The organism is Gimesia panareensis, from assembly GCF_007748155.1.
In the GTDB taxonomy this organism is placed as follows: domain Bacteria; phylum Planctomycetota; class Planctomycetia; order Planctomycetales; family Planctomycetaceae; genus Gimesia; species Gimesia panareensis.
In genome coordinates this window covers 4,180,005-4,201,567 of record NZ_CP037421.1, presented here as the reverse complement: position 1 = coordinate 4,201,567, position 21,563 = coordinate 4,180,005, and the positions used below count along the sequence as shown (strand labels likewise).

Below are 21,563 nucleotides of genomic sequence, written 5' to 3'. Positions count from 1 at the left end.
CACCGCCGACGGTGCCGACTGGCAGATCCTGAGCGCGGCCGTGGTCGTGGGCGGCGGTGGCTCGATTACCGTCACCCTGAGCGACAATGGTCCGGCGGACGGGGCGATCATCGCCGATGCGATCCGCATCCAGCGGACCGGCCCGCTACTGGCGGCCGGCGGTGCGAGCAGCACCTCGGCTCCGTCGATCACGCAGTCGGACCTGGACTCGGTCGTGGATGCGGCCCTGAGTTACTGGGAGTCCGCGGGCCTGAGCGACGCCCAGCTGGAACTGCTGCAGTCGGTGAACTTCGTGCTGGCTGATCTGCCGGACGCGATGCTCGGTGGTGCTGCAGGCACGACGGTCCTGATCGATGTGAACGCCGCCGGTTACGGCTGGTTCGTGGACGGCACGCCGCTGGACAGCAGCGAGTTCACGCTGATTGACGGCAGTCTGCTGGCCGGCTCGGGCAGTGCGGCCTTCGGCCAGATGGATCTGCTGACCGTCGTGATGCACGAACTGGGTCACACGCTGGGTCTGGAAGACCTGGCAACCGACGGCACGCTGATGAGCGATTCCCTGGACGTCTCCGAACGGCGGCTGCCGACGGAAGACGACCTCGACGCCTTCTTCAGTGCCATCTCAGGCGGAGACAACCCGCTGCTGGACTAAGCATCCAGACACAAACAGTCCCGACAGGCCCCCGGAAACTCAGGTTACCGGGGGCTTTTTTTGTGGGAGGATCAGAGTGACTGAAAGACTAGTCGCAAATCACATTCCAGCCTGGTTCTATTGACGATATACCAGACGTAAGAAGTCATGAAAGTGCAGTAAAACACTGCAGTGGTAGACCTGATGCGTTTTTATCAGTCGTGGGCCTGTTTTGTCATTGTTTTATGACTTGTAAATTATGTATGTTAGATAAATGAATCCAATGTCAGATATTCAGTCTGCATGGAGAGAGACAGGGCCCATCAGGTTAATGACCTGACACATCATTAAAACAGGGAAAATCCCATCAGGGTATTTACTGGGCTGTCCTCCAGGCATTGCAGAGCGGAGTGATTGAGATGTTTCTGACCAATTGGCTTCAGGCGATTTCAGCCCGTTCTTATACTCGCCCGTCCGCTCGCAATCGGCACTGCATGCGTATACGTCAGACACGGGCTCCTGTTTCTCCCCGGCAGATCAAGACCATCGAAATTCTGGAAGACCGGACGCTGTTAACGAGCTATTTTCAGGGAGAACTGTTGCCCGATGTGGCGCTGTCTCCTTTTAACGGTGATCTGGCTGGTACCGCTGTGGCTGTCTCCGGGGACTGGCTAGTGGTGGGATCTCCCTATGCAGATCCGGCAGGGCTGCAGGATGCGGGGGCCGTTTCGCTGTATTCTCGCAATGAGGCAGGCACTCCCGATGATCAGACGGACGATACCTGGGATTTTCATTCCACAATCGTCTCGCCCCGTACGGAAAATGCAGACCAGGATTACTTCGGCATCTCTGTCGCCATTGATGGCGATACGCTGCTGGTGGGGGCGACCGAAGCTGACGAGGGGGATACCTTCGGTTCAGCCTATCTCTTCAGGCTGAATCCGGTCGGCGCTGATACCGACTTGAGCAATGATACCTGGGATTACCTGGCAACACTTTCGCGCCCCACAGCGGTCGCGAACGACGCACCTGAGGACTTCGGTGCCGCGGTGGACATCAAAGGGAATACCGCCGTGGTGGGAGCCAAACAGGATGCCTATGATTCCCTCTCCGCTTCAGGCGCCGTTTATGTGTTTGCCACGGATGATGACTGGGGTTCGGTCTCTGTTGATAAACTTAAGGCCGACGATGCCAGTGCCGATGCCTGGCTGGGTTCTTCGGTTGCGATCAGTGACGATGAGAGTACGATCATCGCCGGAGCAGTGCAGGATCAGGGGAAAGGAGCTGCCTATCTGTTCGAGCGGTCCCTCGGGGGAGCCGGAGTCGCTGACGACAGCTGGCAGCAGATCAAAAAACTGGCGGGGTCCACCGGTTCTGATTTCGGCAGCGCCGTTGATATTGATGATCGCTACGCCGCTGTCGGGGCACCGGGTGACACCTATGGCGGAGCGGTTTCGATTCTGGACGGCTCGGTAAACTGGAATATCGTTGAGAAGTATCACGCGGACGCCTATCCCAACTCGACCGATACAGGCGGTTTCGGAGCGGCGGTCTCCCTGGACGACATGTGCCTGGTCGTCGGGGATCCCGAGGGTAACAGCGGAAACGGGGCAGCTTACCTGTATGATGCTTCCATTGGTTGGGATCTCGCTGTCGAGGATGAATTCGTCTCAGCCGATCCCGACAGTGGTGGTGACTACGGGGCTGCGATTGCCATCGATGCGGAAACCATTGTCAGTGGCGCACCGCTGCACGATCATGGCGCCGTTGATACGGGCAGTGCGTATGTCTTTGGGTTTCCCCCCGTGATTGATTTTACGACCCAACTCGTCAACGGGGATCTCTTCATCCAGCACCAGACCGTTTCTGATTCAAACCTGACACTGACCGTCAGCGGAGGGCAGCTGATCGTGAGTGCGACGAGCGACCGGGTCACCCCTCCGACCGGCGGTACTCAGGTCGACGAGCAGGCAATCATGATCTCGCTGACAGCTTTGAGCGGGGGCAATATCTTTCTGACCGGCGGAGGCGGGAGTGAGCAGGTCACCATCGATACCTCGCTGGCGGATGCGGGACTGAGACTGAATTATGACGGCGGCACTGGTTCCGGAACGGATACACTGATTCTGAGCGGAACTGCGGTTTCCCTTTCTTCGTGGATGGGAGATGACCTGGATGGCCACATCCGCCTGGATAATTCTCTGCTTCAGTTTGTGTCTTATGCGCAACAGGATCACCTGATCTGGGATGTGAGCGTTTCCAGTATCGATTTAAATTACAGTAATACGTTGCAGACGTTCTATTTCGATGCGGAGGCGGGGGGAGGCTTTCAAGTCTCCGGTACCGCAATTCCTGAGTTGACGATTCTGCAGACTCCCACTGATTCGCTGACATTCGATGGCGGGGCCGGTCGAGACGACATTTATATCAATTCCGTCGGACAGAATGCGACTGCGGACCTGATGATTGTTGAAACAAAACCAGGAGACTTTCTCTGGTTCGGCGATGCGCTCGATCTGGGCAGTGGTGATGTTGAACTCTCTGTCATCAGTGTCAATTTTGGTCAAAATGTGTCGACGACCGGCAATCTGCAGATTGATGCCTCCTCGATCACCACCAGTAGCACGGCGCCGCTGAATACCGGCAGTGGGAATATTTCCTTTGAATCTTACTCATTGAACCTCGGCGAAATTATCACGACCGGCAACGTATGGATTAACGCCAAATCCTCGATTGTGGATAACAATGGCTCAGCGAATAACATCACGGCCACGAAGGCGGTCGTTCTTACTGGTACCTCGACCAACTCACTGGAAACCCAGGTCAGTTATCTGGCGGTCGACGCGGTTAACTTTGTGCAGATTACGAATACGGGGGATCTGGTGATTGGGGACGCAGGCGACCTGTACGGCGTCCGTTCCCGGGACAGTACCATCTATATCAACACGACCGGTTCGCTGGAAGTGCGTGAATCGATGCTGGCCGGCACTTCCATGAGTCTCTATGCAGGCGGTGATATCACCGTCAGGTCGGGAGTGATTCTTAAATCTCCCAACAGTTCATTCGGCGTGAGCCTGAATGCCGGCGACGACATCGTGGTGGAAGAGGGGGCCGAACTGATTGCGTTGGCAGGAGGCGTGGGGCTGGAAGCCCAAAACGCTGTGGCCGATACTGCCAGTGGAACCGTCGATTTGCTGGGGCAGGTCACTGCGGCGAACGGGACCGGGATTTATGGGGGAAACAATGCAGATGTCTTCCATATCACTCCCAGTCGGAATTCCGAAATCTCCATCAACGGCTATTCACCGTCTCTTCCAGCGTCACCCGGAGATACGCTCTATTATAATGAACCCGCTGATGGCGCATTTCAGCAGTACGACAGCAACACGGGCCAACTGGATTACGCAGGCGGTTATCAGAGTATTACTATCTCAGGTATCGAAACCGTCCAGGCGGGCAGCAGTGTGCCGGATCCGGCTTATCTTCTGATCATTGGAACAGCGGGCGATGATATTCTGACGATCACGGCCACCGATAACAATTCTGGAACGTATCAGTTAAATGCGGGACCGGTTGAGAATTTTTTCAGCATCGCATCGCTCGCGTTTTACGGATTGGAAGGGGATGACCAGCTGATCATCAATAACCCCTCGGGGGGCGTGTTTGCACCGGAGGACGGCATTTACTTTGACGGAGGAACCGGGGGCGAAACACTGGGTGACCGCCTGGAACTGCTGGGGGGATTCGCAATTGCGGAAACACATCATTTTCTGGATGAGAGTGAAGGCCGCGTCTTCTTTAATGATGCGTCCCGGCCGACGATTCAATATTCGGGACTCGATCGGCCCCTGAATTCCACGGTGATCGTGGATCGACTCGCGTTGAGTTTCAGTGGCAGCAGTACCCTGTCAGACGGGGGAAGCGACACGCTGGCCTATGAATCGGATCTCAGCCAACTGGGGACCTTCCTCAATCCGACGATGAGCCTGACGGTCAACAGCGGGAACTGGAACAGCGGCATTAGCTCCGACATTCACATCGATTCCCTGGGAGCGAACTTCAGCGCCGATCTGAACCTGGGGCAGGGGGTCGGATCGGAAACGGTCTACCTGGCAGATGGTCTGAACCTGGGACTGGGAAGCCTGCTCTGTCTGGCAGAGACCACTCAGATCACAGGCACAATTACCACCGATGGCAACGTCGAAGTCAGCGCATCGATTCTGAGTTTCACGACGTCGACCAGCAGCATCGAAGCCGGTGCGGGTGACATTCGTCTGGAATCCCGATCGGCACTGGCCTCAGGAGCACTGACGACGACTGGTGATGTGTCATTGATAGCGGGAAATGGGCATCTGTCTCTGTTGAATTCAACCGTCAACACGATCACGGCGGGACTGCTGGAACTCTCCGCTGTGCAGGGGTCGATCCTCAATTTCAAAACTGAAGTCGATCAGTTGACCGCGGTGGCCAATGGAGGCATCAACGTCAAAAATACGGGTGATCTGATCCTGGGTTCAGCAGCAGGCCAGTCCGCCTGGAAAGGCCTGCGGGCTAACACGAGTATCATCGAGATCGAGAGTGCAGGCAGCATTGACATCCAGGCATCAATTTACGCTGGCTTGGGAATTTTAATGAACACCCTGGATGGCGCTGCCAACAGTCTGGATGAGGATCTGACAGTCCGCTCTGGCGTCAAAATCGATGCTGGAACCGGGCAGATTACCTTGAATACGGCAGACGATCTGCTCATCGAGGCCGGAGCGCAACTGGTGGCCAGGAACTCGTTGATTCAGTTGAATTTAAGCACCTTTACCACTGATTTTCTGGGAGGCGCACTGGATCTGTTCGGCCAGCTCTTCGCGCTCAACGGAGCGCAACTGAACGGGAGTGTCTTTGCGGATACGTTTCAGATCGCCCCCAGTCTGAATTCCGGGATTACGCTCGACGGCGGCAATCCGGCCGCGCCTGACTCCCCGGCCGATAGCCTCTTTTACACGACACCTCCGGGCGCACTCCCGTCTGTCACGACCAGTGGAACGGACAGCGGTACGATCTCATTTACGGGCGGTCTGGGAGAGATCACTTACTCGAAGATTGAGGAGCTGACTCTGCAGGGCGTCCTCTGGGTAGAGGGGACTGTGGGCGATGATGTGCTGAGCGTGACTGCCACGGGGGCCGACAGAGGCACGTTTCAACTCAATGGCAGTCCGGCTGTCAGTTTTTCAGGATTGACCCAGCTGGTGTTCCAGGGAAGTCAGGGCGATGACCAACTCAGCATTCAAAACCCCGTCGGTGGCCTGTTTAATCCGGTGGACGGAATTGTTTTTGAGGGAGGTTCCGGGGGAGAGACCGCCGGCGATTCCCTGGAGATTCTGAGGGGAGTCGCGACGAGTGTCGAACATCGTTTCATCGACGAGAGCTCCGGCAGCATCTTGTATGACGGGAACAGCACTGCAACGATCTCTTACACGGGACTGGAACCGGTGCTGGATATGATTGACGCGACCAACCGCAGCTTTACATTTACCGGCGGGATTGAGTCGATCACGCTCTCGGATGACGCTGTCGCTGATGACGATCGGTCACTCATCGATTCCACGCTGGGTGAGTCTGTCACGTTTCTGCATCCGACGGGAACACTGACGATCAATACGGAAGCGGGGAATACGGATACGGTCAATCTGAATGCACTCGATTCCAGTTTCGATGCGCATCTCACCGTCACACCCGATCCGGGAGATACGATCAATGTGGGAACAGTCGACCTGGGATCGGGCGATCTGAACCTGGATGGAATCGTGAATTTTAACGGCACTTTCACGACCACCGGCCTGATCGATATCGAAGCGGACGGGGATCTGACGTTTGCTTCTGGCGGCAGTGCCTCTGCAGGAAATATCATCCTTTATTCGCATATGAATCTGCTGCTGGGGCAGGTGATTGCCTCGGGGAATGTGGAACTGGAAGCCGTGGGATCGATCAGTGATGCGAACGCCAATGCTGAAAATATCATTGCCGTAAATGCCACGTTGATTTCCGGAACGGGGATTGGCGTGGGAGATGCGCTGGAAACGAGCATCAGTGCGCTCGAAGCAGATTCCGGTGCGGGCCTGGAAATTACCAATACAGGTACGCTCTCCATCGGTTTTGTGGATGGACTCAATGGAGTGATCACGGACGGCATCACCCGGATCACTTCTTCCGCGACAATGACCGTGACGGAAGAAGTTTCCGTTGCAGGGGGACTGCTGGAACTGGAAAATACGGGAGAAAACTTTGTTGTCAATGGTGGAGTCACCATCTCTAATGATGGCAGTAATCTGATCCATGTCGATTCTGCCAACGGCTTGACCATGCTTCCTTCAGCTGAGATTACCAGTAGTGGTAATGGGCTGATCGACCTTGATGCGGTCTTCCAGATTGCTCTGAGCGATGTCAATACCAGCGGCGAAGTGCAGGTGACGTCGACCTCGGGTAGTATTGTGGACAATACCGTCACTGAAACGCCCCTGATTTCCGCCGATACACTAGTCCTGCAGGCCGCGACCGGCATTGGTGGGGCCGGGAATCTGGACCTCGATACTGAAGTCGACAGTATGACTGCAAACACGTCCCAGGGGCCGATCATGATCAGCAACTTCGAGGATCTGTTCGTGCAGTTGCCACAATTGCTCGATCTGATTCTCAATGAAGATGCTCCAGAGCAGACGATCGATCTGTCACAGATCACCACGGCGGGGGGCACCTCACAGCCTTTGAGTGTCACCGCACAGAGCAGTCTGCCGTCGGTAATCCCCCATCCCCAAGTGAATATTTCAGCGGCAGACACCACGGACAACCTGGTCTTTACGCCGGTGCCCGAATTGAGCGGGGCGGGAACCATTACCGTGCTCATCACTGATGGCGGAGTAGATCATCAGCTGGGAACCACGGGGGATAACCGGACCATCGAGCTGACATTCGACGTCACCGTCAACCCTGTGAATGATGACCCCGAACTGGATCCGCTCGCGGATCTGTTGCTTCTCAAAAATACGCCTGAGCAGACGGTAAACTTGAGCGGGATCACAGCCGGCGGTGGTGAGTCACAGCCGTTACGGGTGACAGCCCAGAGCAGTAACACGGGGCTGATTGCGAACCCGGTGGTCAACTATACCTCTGCTGACTCCACCGGCAGTCTGGTCTTCACCCCCATCACCGATCAGACAGGCACAACGACCATCACAGTGACTGTGGAAGATGGCGGCCTGGACGGCAACCTGGCCACTACCGCTGATAACGCTACTATCACACGGACCTTTGATGTCAGTGTGCGGGAACTGGAAACCCTCTCTCTGCGGGTCGTCGCTACCCCAACGGCGACCGATTCGCAAGGTACAGCTGCGGCGCTGCCTTCGAACCAGGATTCGATCAGCGAATGGGAGGACTACTGGGTGGAGATCTGGGTCAGCACGGAAGATAACGCCAGCCAGGGGATTGCGTCCGTCTCCCTGGATCTGAGCTATCTGACTGATTTTACCTCAGCGACCGAAATTGAGTATGGATCTGCATTTTCCCTGAATCAGGGCGGAGTGATTGATGATCAGACCGGACTGATCGCAAATCTGGCTGCAACTGCAGATCTGGCAGATCTGGGAATCAACACACAGCTGCTGTTTGCCCGCATTCACTTTGAAACGCTGGCCGATGATCAGGTGCTGCTGGACTTCGATCAACAAAGCATCGGCCCCCATGATCTGGCTCTGCAGATGCAGGCTCCCGAGGTCAGCCTGGGAAGCGGAAGGACGAGCCAGACGCCCATTATCGATTCGACTGGAGCCGACATCTGGGCGAATCCCTATGATCTGAATGATGACGATGCTATTAATTTCCGCGATCTGATCCTGTTTGTCACCGCTTATAACAGTGTCCCTGCAGAATCGAGTTCAGATTATGCGTGGTTCAGTGACTACAATCAGAATCAGCGAGTTGAATTTCACGATCTGGTCTACCTGGTTTCGAACTATAACAGGTTGAAATCACAACAGTTGGAAATTCAATATCCGGATAACTATCCCGATGCCTGGAATCAGCAATTGCAGGTGTCGATACTTCCCCAGGCAGTACAGGCGACGACTCCCTCACTGACACAGAACCAGGCGGACACCATGTTACAGACTGCGGTTCATGACGTGAGTCCAAACCTGACAGAGGAGCATCAGCAGCAACTGGCTCATGTCAAAGTTGAGGTGGTTGACCTGCAAGGGGCCACTGTGGGGCGGGCAGTGGGAGATACGATTTATATCGATATCAATGCCGCCGGCTATGGCTGGTTTGTCGATGATACACCTCTGGATCACAGCGAGTATCAATACGAAAGTCAGCTTTCCTTAATCGCAATTCCCGGCAGCGCAGCCGCGGGCCTGATCGATCTCTGGACCGTGATTCAGCATGAACTGGGGCATCTGCTGGGCTATGAGCATCAGGAGAGTGGAGTGATGGAAGCGACGCTGGATCCCGGAGTGCGAAAATTATCTGACTGGAATGAGACGACCGATGACTTTTTCGCTGCACTCAAGGAACAGACTGAAATGCTCTCATTCTGATGTCCCCGGCTGTTCAAGAGCAACGGGAGAGTAAACGTGAAATCCTGAGGTGCGCAGATCCAATAAGGAAAAGAGTTGTCTCTCTCTGTTTCTCCTCGGTTTTTTAATCTATTTCCTGTTCGTCAGTTATTATCTGGCCCCGTGGTGTGTAGAATTTCGCATTACATAGCAAGATTCAATTCACGACTATTTTGCCTACACCCTGATGCATAACCCGGGGAGCAACGCGATTCAATGACGAAGAGATATGGTTTCTGGACGCTGACCTTTCTGGTGATCGCCAATATGATCGGTGCCGGTGTATTTACGACGTCCGGTTACTCATTAGAGGCTCTGGGGGCTCCCACTGTGGTGGTTCTCGCCTGGGGAGTCGGGGGGCTGATCGCAATAACGGGGGCCTGCAGTTATGGACTCCTTATCAAGGCGATGCCGGAATCGGGGGGCGAATACCTGTTTCTCTCGCGTGCCGCCCATCCGTTGCTGGGGTTTATCGCAGGCTGGGTCTCTTTGATCGCAGGTTTTTCCGGTGCGATTGCCTTTGCAGCAACTGCGCTGGAAGCTTATGTCCTGCCTGCTGAAACGCGTCCGGAATGGCTTCCTGCCGGAACACTGGCAGTGTTATCCATTCTCCTGGCAGGCATCTTTCATGGAAAAAATCCGCGACTGGGGGCAATGGTTCAGAATTCCGTGGTGCTGATCAAGCTGGGGCTGCTGGCTGCGATTCTGCTTTTTGCCGCTTTGAAGTTTTCAACAGTCGAAATGCCGGGAGTCTCTGCACCGACCACAGATCTGACAGGCTGGGCACTGATCAGCGCGTTTGCCGGGAGTCTGGTCTGGATTTCGTTGAGTTACTCCGGCTTCAATGCTGCGGTCTACGTGGCAGATGAAGTTGAGAATGCGGACAGAACGATTCCTCGATCGATGGTGTCCGGGACTGTCCTGGTGATGGGGTTATATCTTTTATTGAATGCCGTCTTTGTGTACGCACCGGCTCCAGAAGCGATCAAAGGTCAAGCAGATGTTGCTACCATCGCAGCAGAATTTATCGGCGGGGAATGGTTTGCCGGTTTCGTTCGCTGGACCATCGTTACCTGCCTGTTGACATCCGTTTTCAGCATGATTATGACCGCGCCCCGGGTGTATGCGAAGATGGCGGAAGATGGCTTGTTACCCGGTTTTGTACGGATGCGAGGAGACAGTCCGGGCCGGGCGATTCTGGTTCAGGTAGGACTGGCAATTCTATTGGTACTGATTTCAAGCCTGCAGGGACTTTTATCGTATCTGGGACTGACGCTGTCCATCTCCGCAGCTGGTTCTGTGTTTTGCCTGTTTCTACCTGGTGTCCGCACGAAGCCGATGTCACATTACACGAATGTCATTCCCATGCTGTTCATCATCAGTACCCTGGTGGCGGCGGGTCTGTTGATCAGCTTTAAGCCTTGGCAACTGATGGGGACTGCAGTCACGTTCGCGATTGGTGTCGCTGCATATCTTTTGACGCGCATCTTTAATCCGAAATCGGTGTCGCTCAATCCCTCCGGGAAAAACAGGTCTGTTGAAACAGAAAGCATGCAGCAGCAGAGGGATTCTCAATCCTGACGGTGGTTCGTTTTCATATTATTTCGCGTTGCCAGAAGATTTTTCCGGAAGCTTCCCCGAACGCACTGCTTCAAGTTGCTTCTGCAACTCCCGTAGTCGACTTACCGCCTCCAGAGATTTATCGATGGCAGCCTCGTTGGGGTTCGCCACAGTGCCGATCTGCGATTTCAATGTTTTGATTTCGTCTCGGACTTTTTGAATCTGCTGGATGATTTCCTGTTCCGCAGCCAGCATCGCGGGTGTCACTGTGACCGGCGGCTTACTGGCTCCCAGGGGCTGGTCCACTGGCGGAGCGACAGGCTGTTTAGTTTCAGATGGTATCTGCCCGAAGTCATCCTGCGCATCAAACGAACCGCTGCGGAACTTCGGTTCGGGTTGTGGCATGGCTCCAACTGCGACGTGCATCAAAGGCCAGCCGGTTCCGACCAGGGCGATCACTGCAAAAATGATTGAGACCACTCGGCCGGCTTTGGACGGCTGGAAGTCTGGTTTGGATTCCATCAGGGGACGGACAGCTGGCTCCACGGGGATGTTATGAGCATCGCACCAGGCGACCAGTGAGTTTGCTCCCCACAGTCCCTGACCGGTGAAACTGTATCTGGTCCCGTTGGACAGTGAGATAGAGAAACCAGGGTCAGCCTGATCAAGCAGGATGGCCGATGTTGTAGCTCTCCAGTTGAAGATAGAGATGACCCAGGCCAGCACACGAAGCCATTGCGGCATCTGTTGTATATAGCCACCGATGCCTTCGATTTTATCCAGGGGAAAGTTGCGTCTGGTAAATCCCCATGTTTCAATACAGATCCCATTGTCATCCCACGTTAGCCTCCGTGTCTGATACCACGCTGTGATGACAAATATCGAGGCGAAGATTGCCCCGATGCCCCACATGATGACTGTCAGCGGCCACCAGTCTCGATCCAGTGGTCCGCCAGATGAATCGCTGGTGATGAGGAATGGCATTGCGAAGAAGGCACCTGAGCCAAAAGCTGCGAGCAGATCAGGCAGCCAGCCTGCTGCACGCGCCAGATAGAAGACGCCGGATTCAGCTGGACGAGCTCGAGGCAGGAAGATGTAGAACAGCAAGCCGCCGAACAATATCAATGCCCCATACGTACGATGCGGATACAGAATGTGAGTCGGAGCGGCGTCCCGGAGATCCGAGGGACTCGGCTCATACACACTTAGATAGCGAGGCGCGATTTTGGAATCTTCGGGATCAATGCGAATATACGCCAGGAGTGACTGATCCGGCCATTGTGCGTTCACTTGCTGGAACAGGGGGGCTGTCCTGGTGAGGTAGACCGCATTGCTATGATATTCGAGCCCCCGCACGGCAGCCCATGCCTTAGAGGGAGCTTTGTTGGTGACTGTCTCCTCAATGTCGTTCCAGAGCCCCTCCCATGAAGTTCCCGAAACGACGATCAGACGCCCTTCCGTTTCATAAGCGATGTAATCGGGAATTTTCCCGCGCGTTTTGCTGGCGAGGTCGATATCTTTGACTTGCTCCTCGCCGACATATTTCGACATCATCCCCTTGATGTTCTCGGAATGCTGTTGTCGCTCGCCGACCTCGCGCAACCAGTCAACAGGCTCAATCTGAAACAAGTCACGAGCGGGGGTCAGACACAGCGCAATGCCACCATAAAGGCAAATGGCAACGACAACTCGTCTCACGATTTCTCTCATCAGTGCAACTCTCCTTTTGAGTTACAGCCAGTGATCTTCCCCACAGACGGTTCCATGCGACAGGTCATAAAACAGGGAGGACAGATTCCGGGGCCGGTGATGATCGTTAAACGAACTGCGCGGCCTGATGATATTTTATCCGAGATTTCCCATATGGATCAGCCTGAAACCACTCCAGGCATGGACTTTCTTTGATTGTAACCACTGCGGTCCCCCGTGTCTAAAACAAAGTGATTTTTCGCCACTTTTGTTGTGCCTCTGTTGTTGAGATCCGGAAATTGCTGCCCGAGCGAATCATTTTTCAGTAGTCAACACGGTTTCTGCGCAGACTTTCTCTGTGAGGAACCCCGTTTTTCGCTATTTGATATACTTCCGCTTCACGTCATGCGTGACCGGCGGCGGAATTGCCAGTCGTGCAATCCGATCAAGAATTGCGGCGAACAATCTCCGTGGCACAGCCACTTCGGCCAGTTGAAAGAATACGTACTTGGCATGCCGGGTTACCTTGGCCCCAACCTTGACCAGCTTCTCCCGCAGCGTCGTCAGCGACCAGTTCTGTATAGGCTTGGGCAAGGCCAGCCGCCGCAGGAAATTGCCGAGGTTATAAGCTAAGGCGAACAGTTGCAACCGAGCTTGGTTGTCTTTGAACGTCCGGCAGGAGAGCTTCGTCCATCTGACGGCGTTCTTGCCTTCCTTGATCCACTGCTCGGCGGTGCCCCGACCGTTGTAGAACTTCACGACGTTCTTCGAGTGCTGGTTCAAGTTGGTCACGATGAATCCAACACGCGGGAACAGTTCGCCTGCGTGCCACTCAACTTTGGCCACCACGCGACGCGATCGCTGCCATGATTTTGCTTGATATTGGAAGCTGTGATAACAGACCTTGGGCTTGTGGGAAGGCCGTCCGACCGGACGGGTGAGCAAATGCGAGATTTCCCGCTCCAATACGGCGTTGGCTTTGAGGCGAATGGCGTAACGATAGTCTGCTTTCTCCAGCACACGATACAGCGCTGGAATGGCGAACGCCGCATCGCCGCGGAAGAACTTCGGAATGTCCAAATGCCGATACCGTTCGATCACCGGCAGTAGCACCTTCCGCCAGTATTTCGCGCTGGCCTTGTTGCCACGCCGCAGCATCGCGTACTCCAGATCACCATGCTGGTTGAACAGAAACAGCGGATGGTAACAGAGGCATGCAAAGTGGCCGTTGTAGGCCGCGCCCTGTTGCCGGCCGTAGGTCTCACTGACCGAGCTGTCCAGATCCAGGATGAGTTCTTTGAGCGGTCGCCGCCGGTGGAGGTTGTTGATCCAGCGTCCGGAGAGCTTCATCAGTGCCGTGAGATTGCGCTGCGTGCTGAGTATCTGCGTCTCGAAACGGCCCACCTCGCTGCTTGACGCCGCTTGTTTATCCGGCTGACTCGCCCTTCCGCCAACCACGTGGCGTAGCACCGGGTCCACACACAAGCGCTCAGCGTCATTGACATCTTCGTAGCCTGCCAGTCGGCTGTAGATCGACTGACGCAACAGCGGCACGAGTTGGTGCTGCTTGTTGCGGCCCGGGCGTGAATCGCTCAGCACATCTCCGCCCATTTCCGTCAGACCGAGCGCTGCATCCAGTTCCCGATAGGCCAGTAGTCCCGCATCGGTGGTGACCTGACTGCCGCAGAACTTCAGCTTCAATCGGCTGTCAAAACTGACCCGTAAATCCTGGTTTTGGCTGTCACCCATCAAGTTCCCCTGTCAGCATGGCATGAATTGGCAGAATAACCTTGTTTTGTAGGGGTGTGGCGCAAATTACGTGCCAAAGTGTAGGAAGTCATCTGGGAAATGCGGGTTTATATAGTTTTCCAGTTTTTGAGCAACTATAAAGCTACCTGCAGAAGATCATACTTTTTGCCATGACACTAAGAATTAAATGATTCCAGTTAGAATTTGTCCATTCCGGAACACTTGCAGAGGACGACCGGAGCGGGTGGTCAACAAAGTGTCAGGCGGGATGCCCAGTTGATTCAAGATGGTTGCATTCACATCTGCGGGTGAACACGCATTCGATGCAGGTTCGGAACCTGTTTTTTCTGTTGAACCGTAGACAAATCCCCGGCGAAATCCTCCTCCTGTAATCAGAATGCTCATTGCCCGCGCCCAGTGATCGCGTCCCCCTTGACTGTTAATAACCGGAGTGCGGCCGAACTCGCCCACGCAATAGACAATCGTCTCCTGCAGAAGACCACGATTCTTGAGATCTGAAATCAGGGCGGATAATGCCCGGTCAAGTTGAGGCAGGAGCGTTTCTCGCAGCTGGGTAAAGTTATTAGAATGGGTATCCCAGCCCCGTAAACCAATCGTAACAAAACGTGCTCCTCGTTCAATCAGTCTCCGTGCCGTAAGCGCGCTGCGTCCCAGTCCGAAACCATAGCGTGCCTGTGTCTGACTGTCCTCTTCAGAAAGATCCAGTGCCTGGCGGGTTTTACCACCTGCCAAAATACTCATGGCCTGCTGCTGAAACCGGTTCATCACTCGAGCACGCTGCTGATTGCCAAATCGCTCAAAACCGGTTTCCAGGCTTTGCAGAAGTGTTTTTCTGCGCGTGAGATCCTGAACTGTCATACCTTTCTGGAGCAGGAATGGATCCGGAGTCGCTGCCTGATCTCTGCGATTGGAGACGGAGTTGACTTGAAACGCATTGTATGTCGATCCCAGGTAACCTGCCTGGCCGATATTCAGTTCATCCATTTCGATATAAACCGGCACCTCCTGATTCACATCGAGTCGAGCTGCAACAACGGAACCGATTGAGGGATACTTCAGTGAGGGGCTGATCGGGTTTCCCGTTGTCACGTACTCGGTCCCCTGGCCATGTTCCGCAATCGTGTGACTGACAGAGCGAATCAGGGTGCATTCCTGCATCAGCCCGGCCAGTTTCGGCAGATGTTCACAAATCTCGATTCCCTTCGCAGCAGTAGAGATCGATCGGAATTCCCCACGAATCGAGGATGGAGCATCCCTTTTCAGGTCCCACATGTCGATGGTGGCGGGACCCCCTGCCAGCCAGACCAGAATAACATTTCGGGCTGGCGTCGACCGGCGGGTTGCAGACTCATGAGCTAACAGTGCTGCGGTTGTCAGTCCGGTTGCGCTGAATGCTCCCAGTTTCAGGAAGTCACGACGGTGAATGTGCGACATGGGGACTCTCCTCATTCAGTGATTTGTCATGAATTCACGAGTATTGATGATGGCCCAGACTAGGTCGTTGAAGGCTGATTCACGATTTTTGACACTGGCGATGTGTTTTGTCATGATTTCTCGCTCATCCCCGGAAGGTTGTCGGCTCAACATTCGCAAGTAGAGTTCATTGACGAGTTCGTTATCCTGCAGGTCCAGCAGAGTGCGAATCGATCCTGATTGGATCTTTTTGTGGATTGAAGAGTCGTTGATCAGAAACAGGGATTGTTTCAAACTCGGTTCCGTCTGGCGATCACAGTCACAGACCGATTGACGTTCTCCGCGACCGAAGGTCTGCAGAATACGCCCAGCAGTTCCCGCAATTCGATTTGTGCCGATTTCGATCGCCAGTGTTCCGCTCCGGACGTCATTTCCGAAATCCTGTTCGACTCCGAGGGCCTTGTTTAAAACATCCAGTGCGACTTCCGCCGACAAGGCACGCAATTGCTGGTGCGAGAAATTAAGCCTGTCTATTTCATTATTACCGCAAGGTTCAGACGTACGCTGATAAGTCGCCGACATCAGGATCTGCTTTTCAAGTTTCCGAATATCAAAGCCCGATTTTCGAAAATCGTCCGCAAGCTTGTTTAGTAGAGCCGGATGCGATGCAGGATTGCCGGCTGAAAAGGCATCTACCGGATCCACAAACCCGATTCCAAAATAGACGTTCCATACCCGATTCACAAAGCAATTGGCAAAATAAGGGTTCTGTTCCGACACCAGCCAGTCATAAAACTGTTTCCGCAGATTCCCCTGTGGGTTGAAGGCGATGCTCCCCAGGGCACGGGGCTGTACGACATCACCCATTTCCGGACTGGCAGCCTGCCAGTTGCGCCCGTCACGCAAATAGACTTCCTGCACGCGAGGAAGTGATTCCACTGTTTCTCCCTGTTGCTTCCGTTTGCGACGGGCGTCAATTTCAGCCATGATTGCCGTCTTCAATTCAGTGGAGGCACCGTAATTGACCTGCGAAAAGATGCTCTTAAATGCAATGTAGTCTTCCTGCGTCCAGCGATCGAAAGGATGTTTATGGCACTGTGCACAAGCGAGTCGGACACCAGTAAATGCGACCGCTGTTAACTCTGCGATTTCTTTCAGTGGAAAACGGCCGTCGTCTGAGACTCTTCTCCAGTATAAGTCCAGTGTCTTCCGGTCAGCGTAGTTATTTTCATTCGCATCGCTTTGTCGGATGAGAGCGGCTTCCTGTTGTATCCACTTGTCAATTTCCAGGTCTTCGCGGCTGGTAGCCAGAAGGATATCCTGTGTAATACTGGAGTACGGCGTGTTAGCAGCAAACCGTCGTCGAAACCAGTCATGCCACATCTGAGCACGGCGGCGGGCCATTTCTGGCGGCTCTCCCATCGTATCGACATCACATTTGGTGATGTCGCACATGCGAGACGCCCACAATGCGGCGTGCATCGGATGTGCCAGCAGGCGATCAATCACCGCTTCGCGTTTATCAGGACTGGCATCAGCACAAAAGCTGCGAATTTCATCTGGTGCGGGGATCGTTCCTATCGTATCGAGCATCAGGCGTCTGAGGAATTCTTCATCGCCGCACTGGGGAGATGCAGTGATGTTGAGTAGACGCAGTTTTTCACTGATCTTTTCATCGATGATACCAGGGGATCCCAAACATTCAGCTGTGGATTGATGTGACTTTGATAAACCTGAAAGCGCCTGAGAATACGGGACCAGTATTGGCACAGAGTCCATTGCTATACCGTACGAAACGACGATTGAAGTATCGCCAGAATGCTCAGGAGTAAGCTGATTACCGGATGAAACGGTCACAATCCCTTCATCGCGGCTGTTAAAGATACAGAGATCTGTGATGTCTTCCAGATTTCCATCTGTAAACTGAGCTTGAACCTTCAGGGCAACCGGTTTGCGAAGTTGATTTGTTCGATCGGAAAAGATGATTCGATCGGGGGCGATCTTCAGCCGGCGGATACGCCCTGAACCTGGCTTCCAAACGGCTCCGCCCGCGATCCAGAGTTGGATAGTACGATAAGCGGAACTGTCCTGCTGGAAGAGTATACCTCCTTCGTGTTCTGTCCCGCCGGACGGCTTGAGCAAGATCAGACTGTCAGCGGGAGATTTCAGATCTACGCGCTCGCGCAGATTCTGATAATCCATTTCTGCGGAATAACCAAACAGACTCAGGCGGAATCCGCCGCGCCCACTGAAGGACCCGTGACAGGCAGCCGTGTTGCAGCCCAGTTGTCCCAGCAACGGAGCGACATGCCGTTCAAAATCGACGTTCTTTCGCAACACAACGTCATGCGCGTCACGCTGCCTCGGATTGTCATCTGCAACGACCGGTTGCAGGAGGCCAGCGTCTCCCAGCCCCCACAATAGCATTGCCAGCCAGCCGATTAATCTTCCGCTTCCGTTGAACGTCATTGGTCCTCCCCTCAGCGTTCCAGGCGTTATTCACCTGGCTTGGATTTCTCAGAATCCTGCAACGTGAGCGTAATCACGTCATTTTCCCCTTCTTTCATCGTCATTGTTTTGACTTCAGTCTTCCTGTCTCCCTTAACGGCCTGCACCGTGAATTCCAGGTCCGGGCAGAGTGAAGAGGAACGGTAAACTCCATCGTCCTGTCTTTCAAAGCTCGTTGTCGAAAAATTGGGCTCCTTGTTATCCTTCACTGCAGAGTAGGTCACGTTGACTCTGGCCTCGTCCACGATTTCATCGGATTCATCGACGACTCTGACCTGTAAAATCGGGGCGACGTAACGCACGACACGAATATCAGTCAGATCTTCTTCTAATACGGGATAGTTAAGGTGTCGCAGGGGAGAGGCCTTTTTCCCCGGAAACTGAACCGTCAGCGCACTGTGTTCATTAGTTGTAAAGTTCAGTCGGGCATCTCGCAGTCCATGCGGAACCATTAATTTAAACTCACCTTTTTTTGTCGAAAGCCCCTCTCGAATAAATACAAACTGACCATTAAATTTGCCCATCACATGCGGAGAATGAATCCCGCGCGGCTTCCCTTTCGAGTCAAAAGACTTTCCGCTGATATAAATGTGTGGCACCGCCTGGATGTTGAGCGGTTGATTAAAGGTCTCTGCGGTCACCTCAATCACCTGACGTACAAACATGGCCGGGGGAGGCTCATCATGGAAGTTGGCATATTTCTGTTTTTCTAGCGCTCCAGTCGCTTTCGTCTGGACTTCAACCACATATTCGCCGGGCTGAACGGGACGCGTCGTAAATTCTCCTTTTGCGTTCGTTTTGCTGGAGCGTTTCATTTCATACGATGCATTCCGCTCCTGGGACTTGTCAGTCAGATTGACCCACACATCGGGTACAGGGTTTCCTCTGGCATCTCGCACGACCCCGTGCAGTGACTTGCCGCGGGTGACTGTGATATCTCCCAGGTCATCCCGTTTGGTGCCCAGGTCAATATGCTTCATACAATGCTCTCGTGGAATAAAGGACATGGAAGCGGTACCGTTTCTGGTTAAAGAAATCTCAAAATTTCCGGATTCATCCGTGGTCGTATCCATGGATGAACTCCCTTCCAGGAAACCGTCCACTTGCGGATCGGAGGAACTGGCCCTGATTTCGGCATGGGCGACAGGTTGCCCGGACTCATCGATCAGACGCCCTGTGATAGTAGTGCCGGGAACCATGGGCAGTTTCTTAAACCAGGGAGCTGCACCCAACTCCAGGTTTTTCTGAATCATCCCGTAACCGTAACTGCCACAGTGTCGCGGAGCATATTCAGGGTGACGTAGATCAAACATGATATAGAGCAGCCGCTGTTTCAACTGGTCCGGTGGTATCGTAAACGTGTATTTGCCGTTCGCGTCTGTGATGGATTCGGTCACAGCCAGTTCGCGCCAGTCGCCGGAATTCATCCGGGTCACAATTACGGTTGCCCCTGGAATGGGTTTGTCCGTGAAGGCATCGACAATCACTCCGGAATGTGTCACAGCTGCCAACTGCTTCTTTTTTTCAGCAGCGACCGGCTGATTGGCCTGTTTGTCTTGATCAGTCTTCTGAGTGTTTTCAGCTTCCGCTTTTACCACTTTGGAATCGGCGGCGGTCGCCCGGGTCAGTTTCAGAGACGCCAGCGGCACAGCGATCAGTAGCATGACTGACAGTACTGCAAGTACAATCCGGATGCGGCAGCGGGGGGAGATATGAAAGGAATCACTCAACAGCATTTCCACTCTGCGATACAGACTCGATCTGTAATCTGCCATCGCGAGCGCTCCCATGGATAATCTGACTTTTTGTTGAGAGAATGCCACCAGGGTTGCTGCGTATTCCGCGGGCTGGTCTGTATGACGGGCAGCGAACTGATCTGCAAGCTGGTCCTGACTGACTCGCAGTTCCCGTTTCAGTTTCCAGAAGAAGGGCTGTGACCATAGCAGAATCTGACACAGACTGGCCAACTGCCAGGTCAACAGGTCACGCCTCTGAATATGGGACCATTCGTGTGCCAGACTGTGTTGTAACGCCAGCTCATCCGTATCTTCGACCACACTTTGCGGCAGCAGGATCGTCGGTCGGAAAAGCCCGCACACCAGGGGGACCTGAATCCTGTCCGACATGACAAAAAGGATATCCGTTCGTGGTGTGAACGCACTAAACAGTGTACGGACACGTTCGTAATTCGATCCGGTCAACTGTGTAGACCGGGAAAGCAGTCGCCGGGTGAGTGCCAGCCCCACCAGGAGATAAACCAGTTGCACAGCAGAAATGAGAATCAATCCTGAGACCGTCATCAATCGCACCGTCTGCCATCCTCCCAGACTTTTCTGTACATGATGGTCGCTGGCCTGATCCGTAACCGTTGACAAGGAAGTGCCGTCATATGCATCAGCAATTGTGGTTTCGGTAGTCAGAGCAGGTGAGATGTTCTGAGCGACACTGTTCTTTACAGGTTCGGTGTTGTTGATCTCCGGTAGGGGAGTTTTGACTGTCTCCTCAGCTGACCGTGCAGGCAGGATTGGAATCAGGATGGAGGGGATCCCACAGAAGCTGATCAGAACCATCACGACTACGAGAACCGACAGCGACAGCTGTATCAGCCTCACGCGCTCCAGTGGTTGCTTGATCCTCTGGAGCAGCAGCAGGCTTACCCCCAGCAGACAGAAGGCCAGCACTGAGAATCGTACAATGAAATCAAACAGAAAATCGACCGAATTCATGAGCCTTTCTCCCTGTCTTCCTGCTTGGCCCTGCGGGCTTTGGCAATCAGTTTTTCCAGTTCACGCATTTCTTCCGGTGAGACATTCTCTGCCGAAAGCATGCTGAGCACGAATTTATCGAGAGCGCCGTCAAACACTTTGTCCACAAACCGGCTGGTTGCCTTCTCCAGCGTATACACCGGTGTGTAATAGTCCGTGCGGCCTTCACTCCGCTTTTTGACAAAACCTTTTCGGCACATGATGCGTACCAGCGTCTGCACTGTGGTAAAAGCACACTCCCCGTCAGGACAAAGGGCCTCGTGAATGTCTCGGACCTTCGCTTCTCCCAACTGCCACATCACCTTCAACAGATCGAGCTCCCGATCACTGGGCGTGGGGGTTGTCATTGATGTTCTCCCATTCTGAATTTGTCTCACACGACTAAACTAATAGTTTAGTTTATTGGGGGTGAAAAAAATGTCAAGAACTCATTTGAAAAATAATGCAACGCTCTGTCGCAACACGGTCTGGCGGATCTGAGTTGAAAATCCGGTGAGATTACGAAGTGATCAATGAGTTCATTTTACAGACCAGTAGCAATCAAAGTGATCTGAGTGAAATAGATTAAAAATACAAAAAACAGGCAAAATAAGTGGAAAGCGGGGATTTGTTTGTGTATTTATA

Annotated in this window: 9 protein-coding genes; 3 read left to right on the top strand and 6 right to left on the bottom strand. The window is 53.8% G+C overall.

Translation table 11 applies throughout. The features are described from left to right. The 3 genes from Enr10x_RS15590 to Enr10x_RS15580 all read left to right on the top strand — a co-directional run. The coding region (locus Enr10x_RS15590) for a matrixin family metalloprotease (protein WP_197997230.1) at positions 1–652 on the top strand (652 nt) is incomplete at its 5' end. Between the two features lie 473 nt (positions 653–1,125). Further along, the gene (locus Enr10x_RS15585) at positions 1,126–9,216 is read left to right on the top strand and encodes an FG-GAP repeat protein (RefSeq protein WP_197997229.1); all 8,091 of its coding nucleotides are present in this window, start codon (positions 1,126–1,128) and stop codon (positions 9,214–9,216) included. 234 nt (positions 9,217–9,450) lie between these two features. After that, positions 9,451–10,815 (top strand): APC family permease, encoded by a 1,365-nt coding sequence (locus Enr10x_RS15580; RefSeq protein WP_145450600.1) that lies wholly within the window; start codon positions 9,451–9,453, stop codon positions 10,813–10,815. 18 nt (positions 10,816–10,833) lie between these two features. Here Enr10x_RS15580 and Enr10x_RS15575 read toward each other — a convergent pair whose 3' ends face one another. The 6 genes from Enr10x_RS15575 to Enr10x_RS15550 all read right to left on the bottom strand — a co-directional run bounded on the left by Enr10x_RS15575 (position 10,834) and on the right by Enr10x_RS15550 (position 21,286). Further along, entirely contained in the window at positions 10,834–12,504 is a 1,671-nt protein-coding gene (locus Enr10x_RS15575) for a DUF898 domain-containing protein (protein WP_145450599.1), read from the bottom strand. Between the two features lie 357 nt (positions 12,505–12,861). Beyond that, positions 12,862–14,232 (bottom strand): IS1380 family transposase, encoded by a 1,371-nt coding sequence (locus Enr10x_RS15570; RefSeq protein ID WP_145104163.1) that lies wholly within the window; start codon positions 14,230–14,232, stop codon positions 12,862–12,864. Between the two features lie 183 nt (positions 14,233–14,415). After that, positions 14,416–15,687 carry a DUF1501 domain-containing protein gene (locus Enr10x_RS15565; RefSeq protein ID WP_197997228.1) on the bottom strand — a complete coding sequence of 424 codons (1,272 nt, stop codon included), beginning with the start codon at positions 15,685–15,687 and terminating at the stop codon, positions 14,416–14,418. A gap of 15 nt (positions 15,688–15,702) precedes the next feature. Beyond that, complete coding sequence (locus Enr10x_RS15560) at positions 15,703–18,135, bottom strand: DUF1549 and DUF1553 domain-containing protein (RefSeq protein WP_145450597.1); 2,433 nt, start codon at positions 18,133–18,135, stop codon at positions 15,703–15,705. 26 nt (positions 18,136–18,161) lie between these two features. Further along, positions 18,162–20,900 carry a M56 family metallopeptidase gene (locus tag Enr10x_RS15555; protein WP_145450596.1) on the bottom strand — a complete coding sequence of 913 codons (2,739 nt, stop codon included), beginning with the start codon at positions 20,898–20,900 and terminating at the stop codon, positions 18,162–18,164. Beyond that, a complete protein-coding gene (locus Enr10x_RS15550; RefSeq protein ID WP_145109499.1) occupies positions 20,897–21,286 on the bottom strand; it encodes a BlaI/MecI/CopY family transcriptional regulator in 390 nt (129 codons plus the stop codon). The genes Enr10x_RS15555 and Enr10x_RS15550 overlap by 4 nt, the downstream gene beginning before the upstream one ends. Positions 21,287–21,563 lie beyond the last annotated feature (277 nt).

What these genes read in the sequence shown, in the direction of transcription:
- Enr10x_RS15560 (WP_145450597.1), bottom strand. Translation starts at nt 18,135, where the DNA reads ATGACGTTCAACGGAAGCGGAAGATTAATCGGCTGGCTGGCAATGCTA.
- Enr10x_RS15555 (WP_145450596.1), bottom strand. Translation starts at nt 20,900, where the DNA reads ATGAATTCGGTCGATTTTCTGTTTGATTTCATTGTACGATTCTCAGTG.
- Enr10x_RS15585 (WP_197997229.1), top strand. Translation starts at nt 1,126, where the DNA reads ATGCGTATACGTCAGACACGGGCTCCTGTTTCTCCCCGGCAGATCAAG.
- Enr10x_RS15580 (WP_145450600.1), top strand. Translation starts at nt 9,451, where the DNA reads ATGACGAAGAGATATGGTTTCTGGACGCTGACCTTTCTGGTGATCGCC.
- Enr10x_RS15550 (WP_145109499.1), bottom strand. Translation starts at nt 21,286, where the DNA reads ATGACAACCCCCACGCCCAGTGATCGGGAGCTCGATCTGTTGAAGGTG.
- Enr10x_RS15575 (WP_145450599.1), bottom strand. Translation starts at nt 12,504, where the DNA reads ATGAGAGAAATCGTGAGACGAGTTGTCGTTGCCATTTGCCTTTATGGT.
- Enr10x_RS15570 (WP_145104163.1), bottom strand. Translation starts at nt 14,232, where the DNA reads ATGGGTGACAGCCAAAACCAGGATTTACGGGTCAGTTTTGACAGCCGA.
- Enr10x_RS15565 (WP_197997228.1), bottom strand. Translation starts at nt 15,687, where the DNA reads ATGTCGCACATTCACCGTCGTGACTTCCTGAAACTGGGAGCATTCAGC.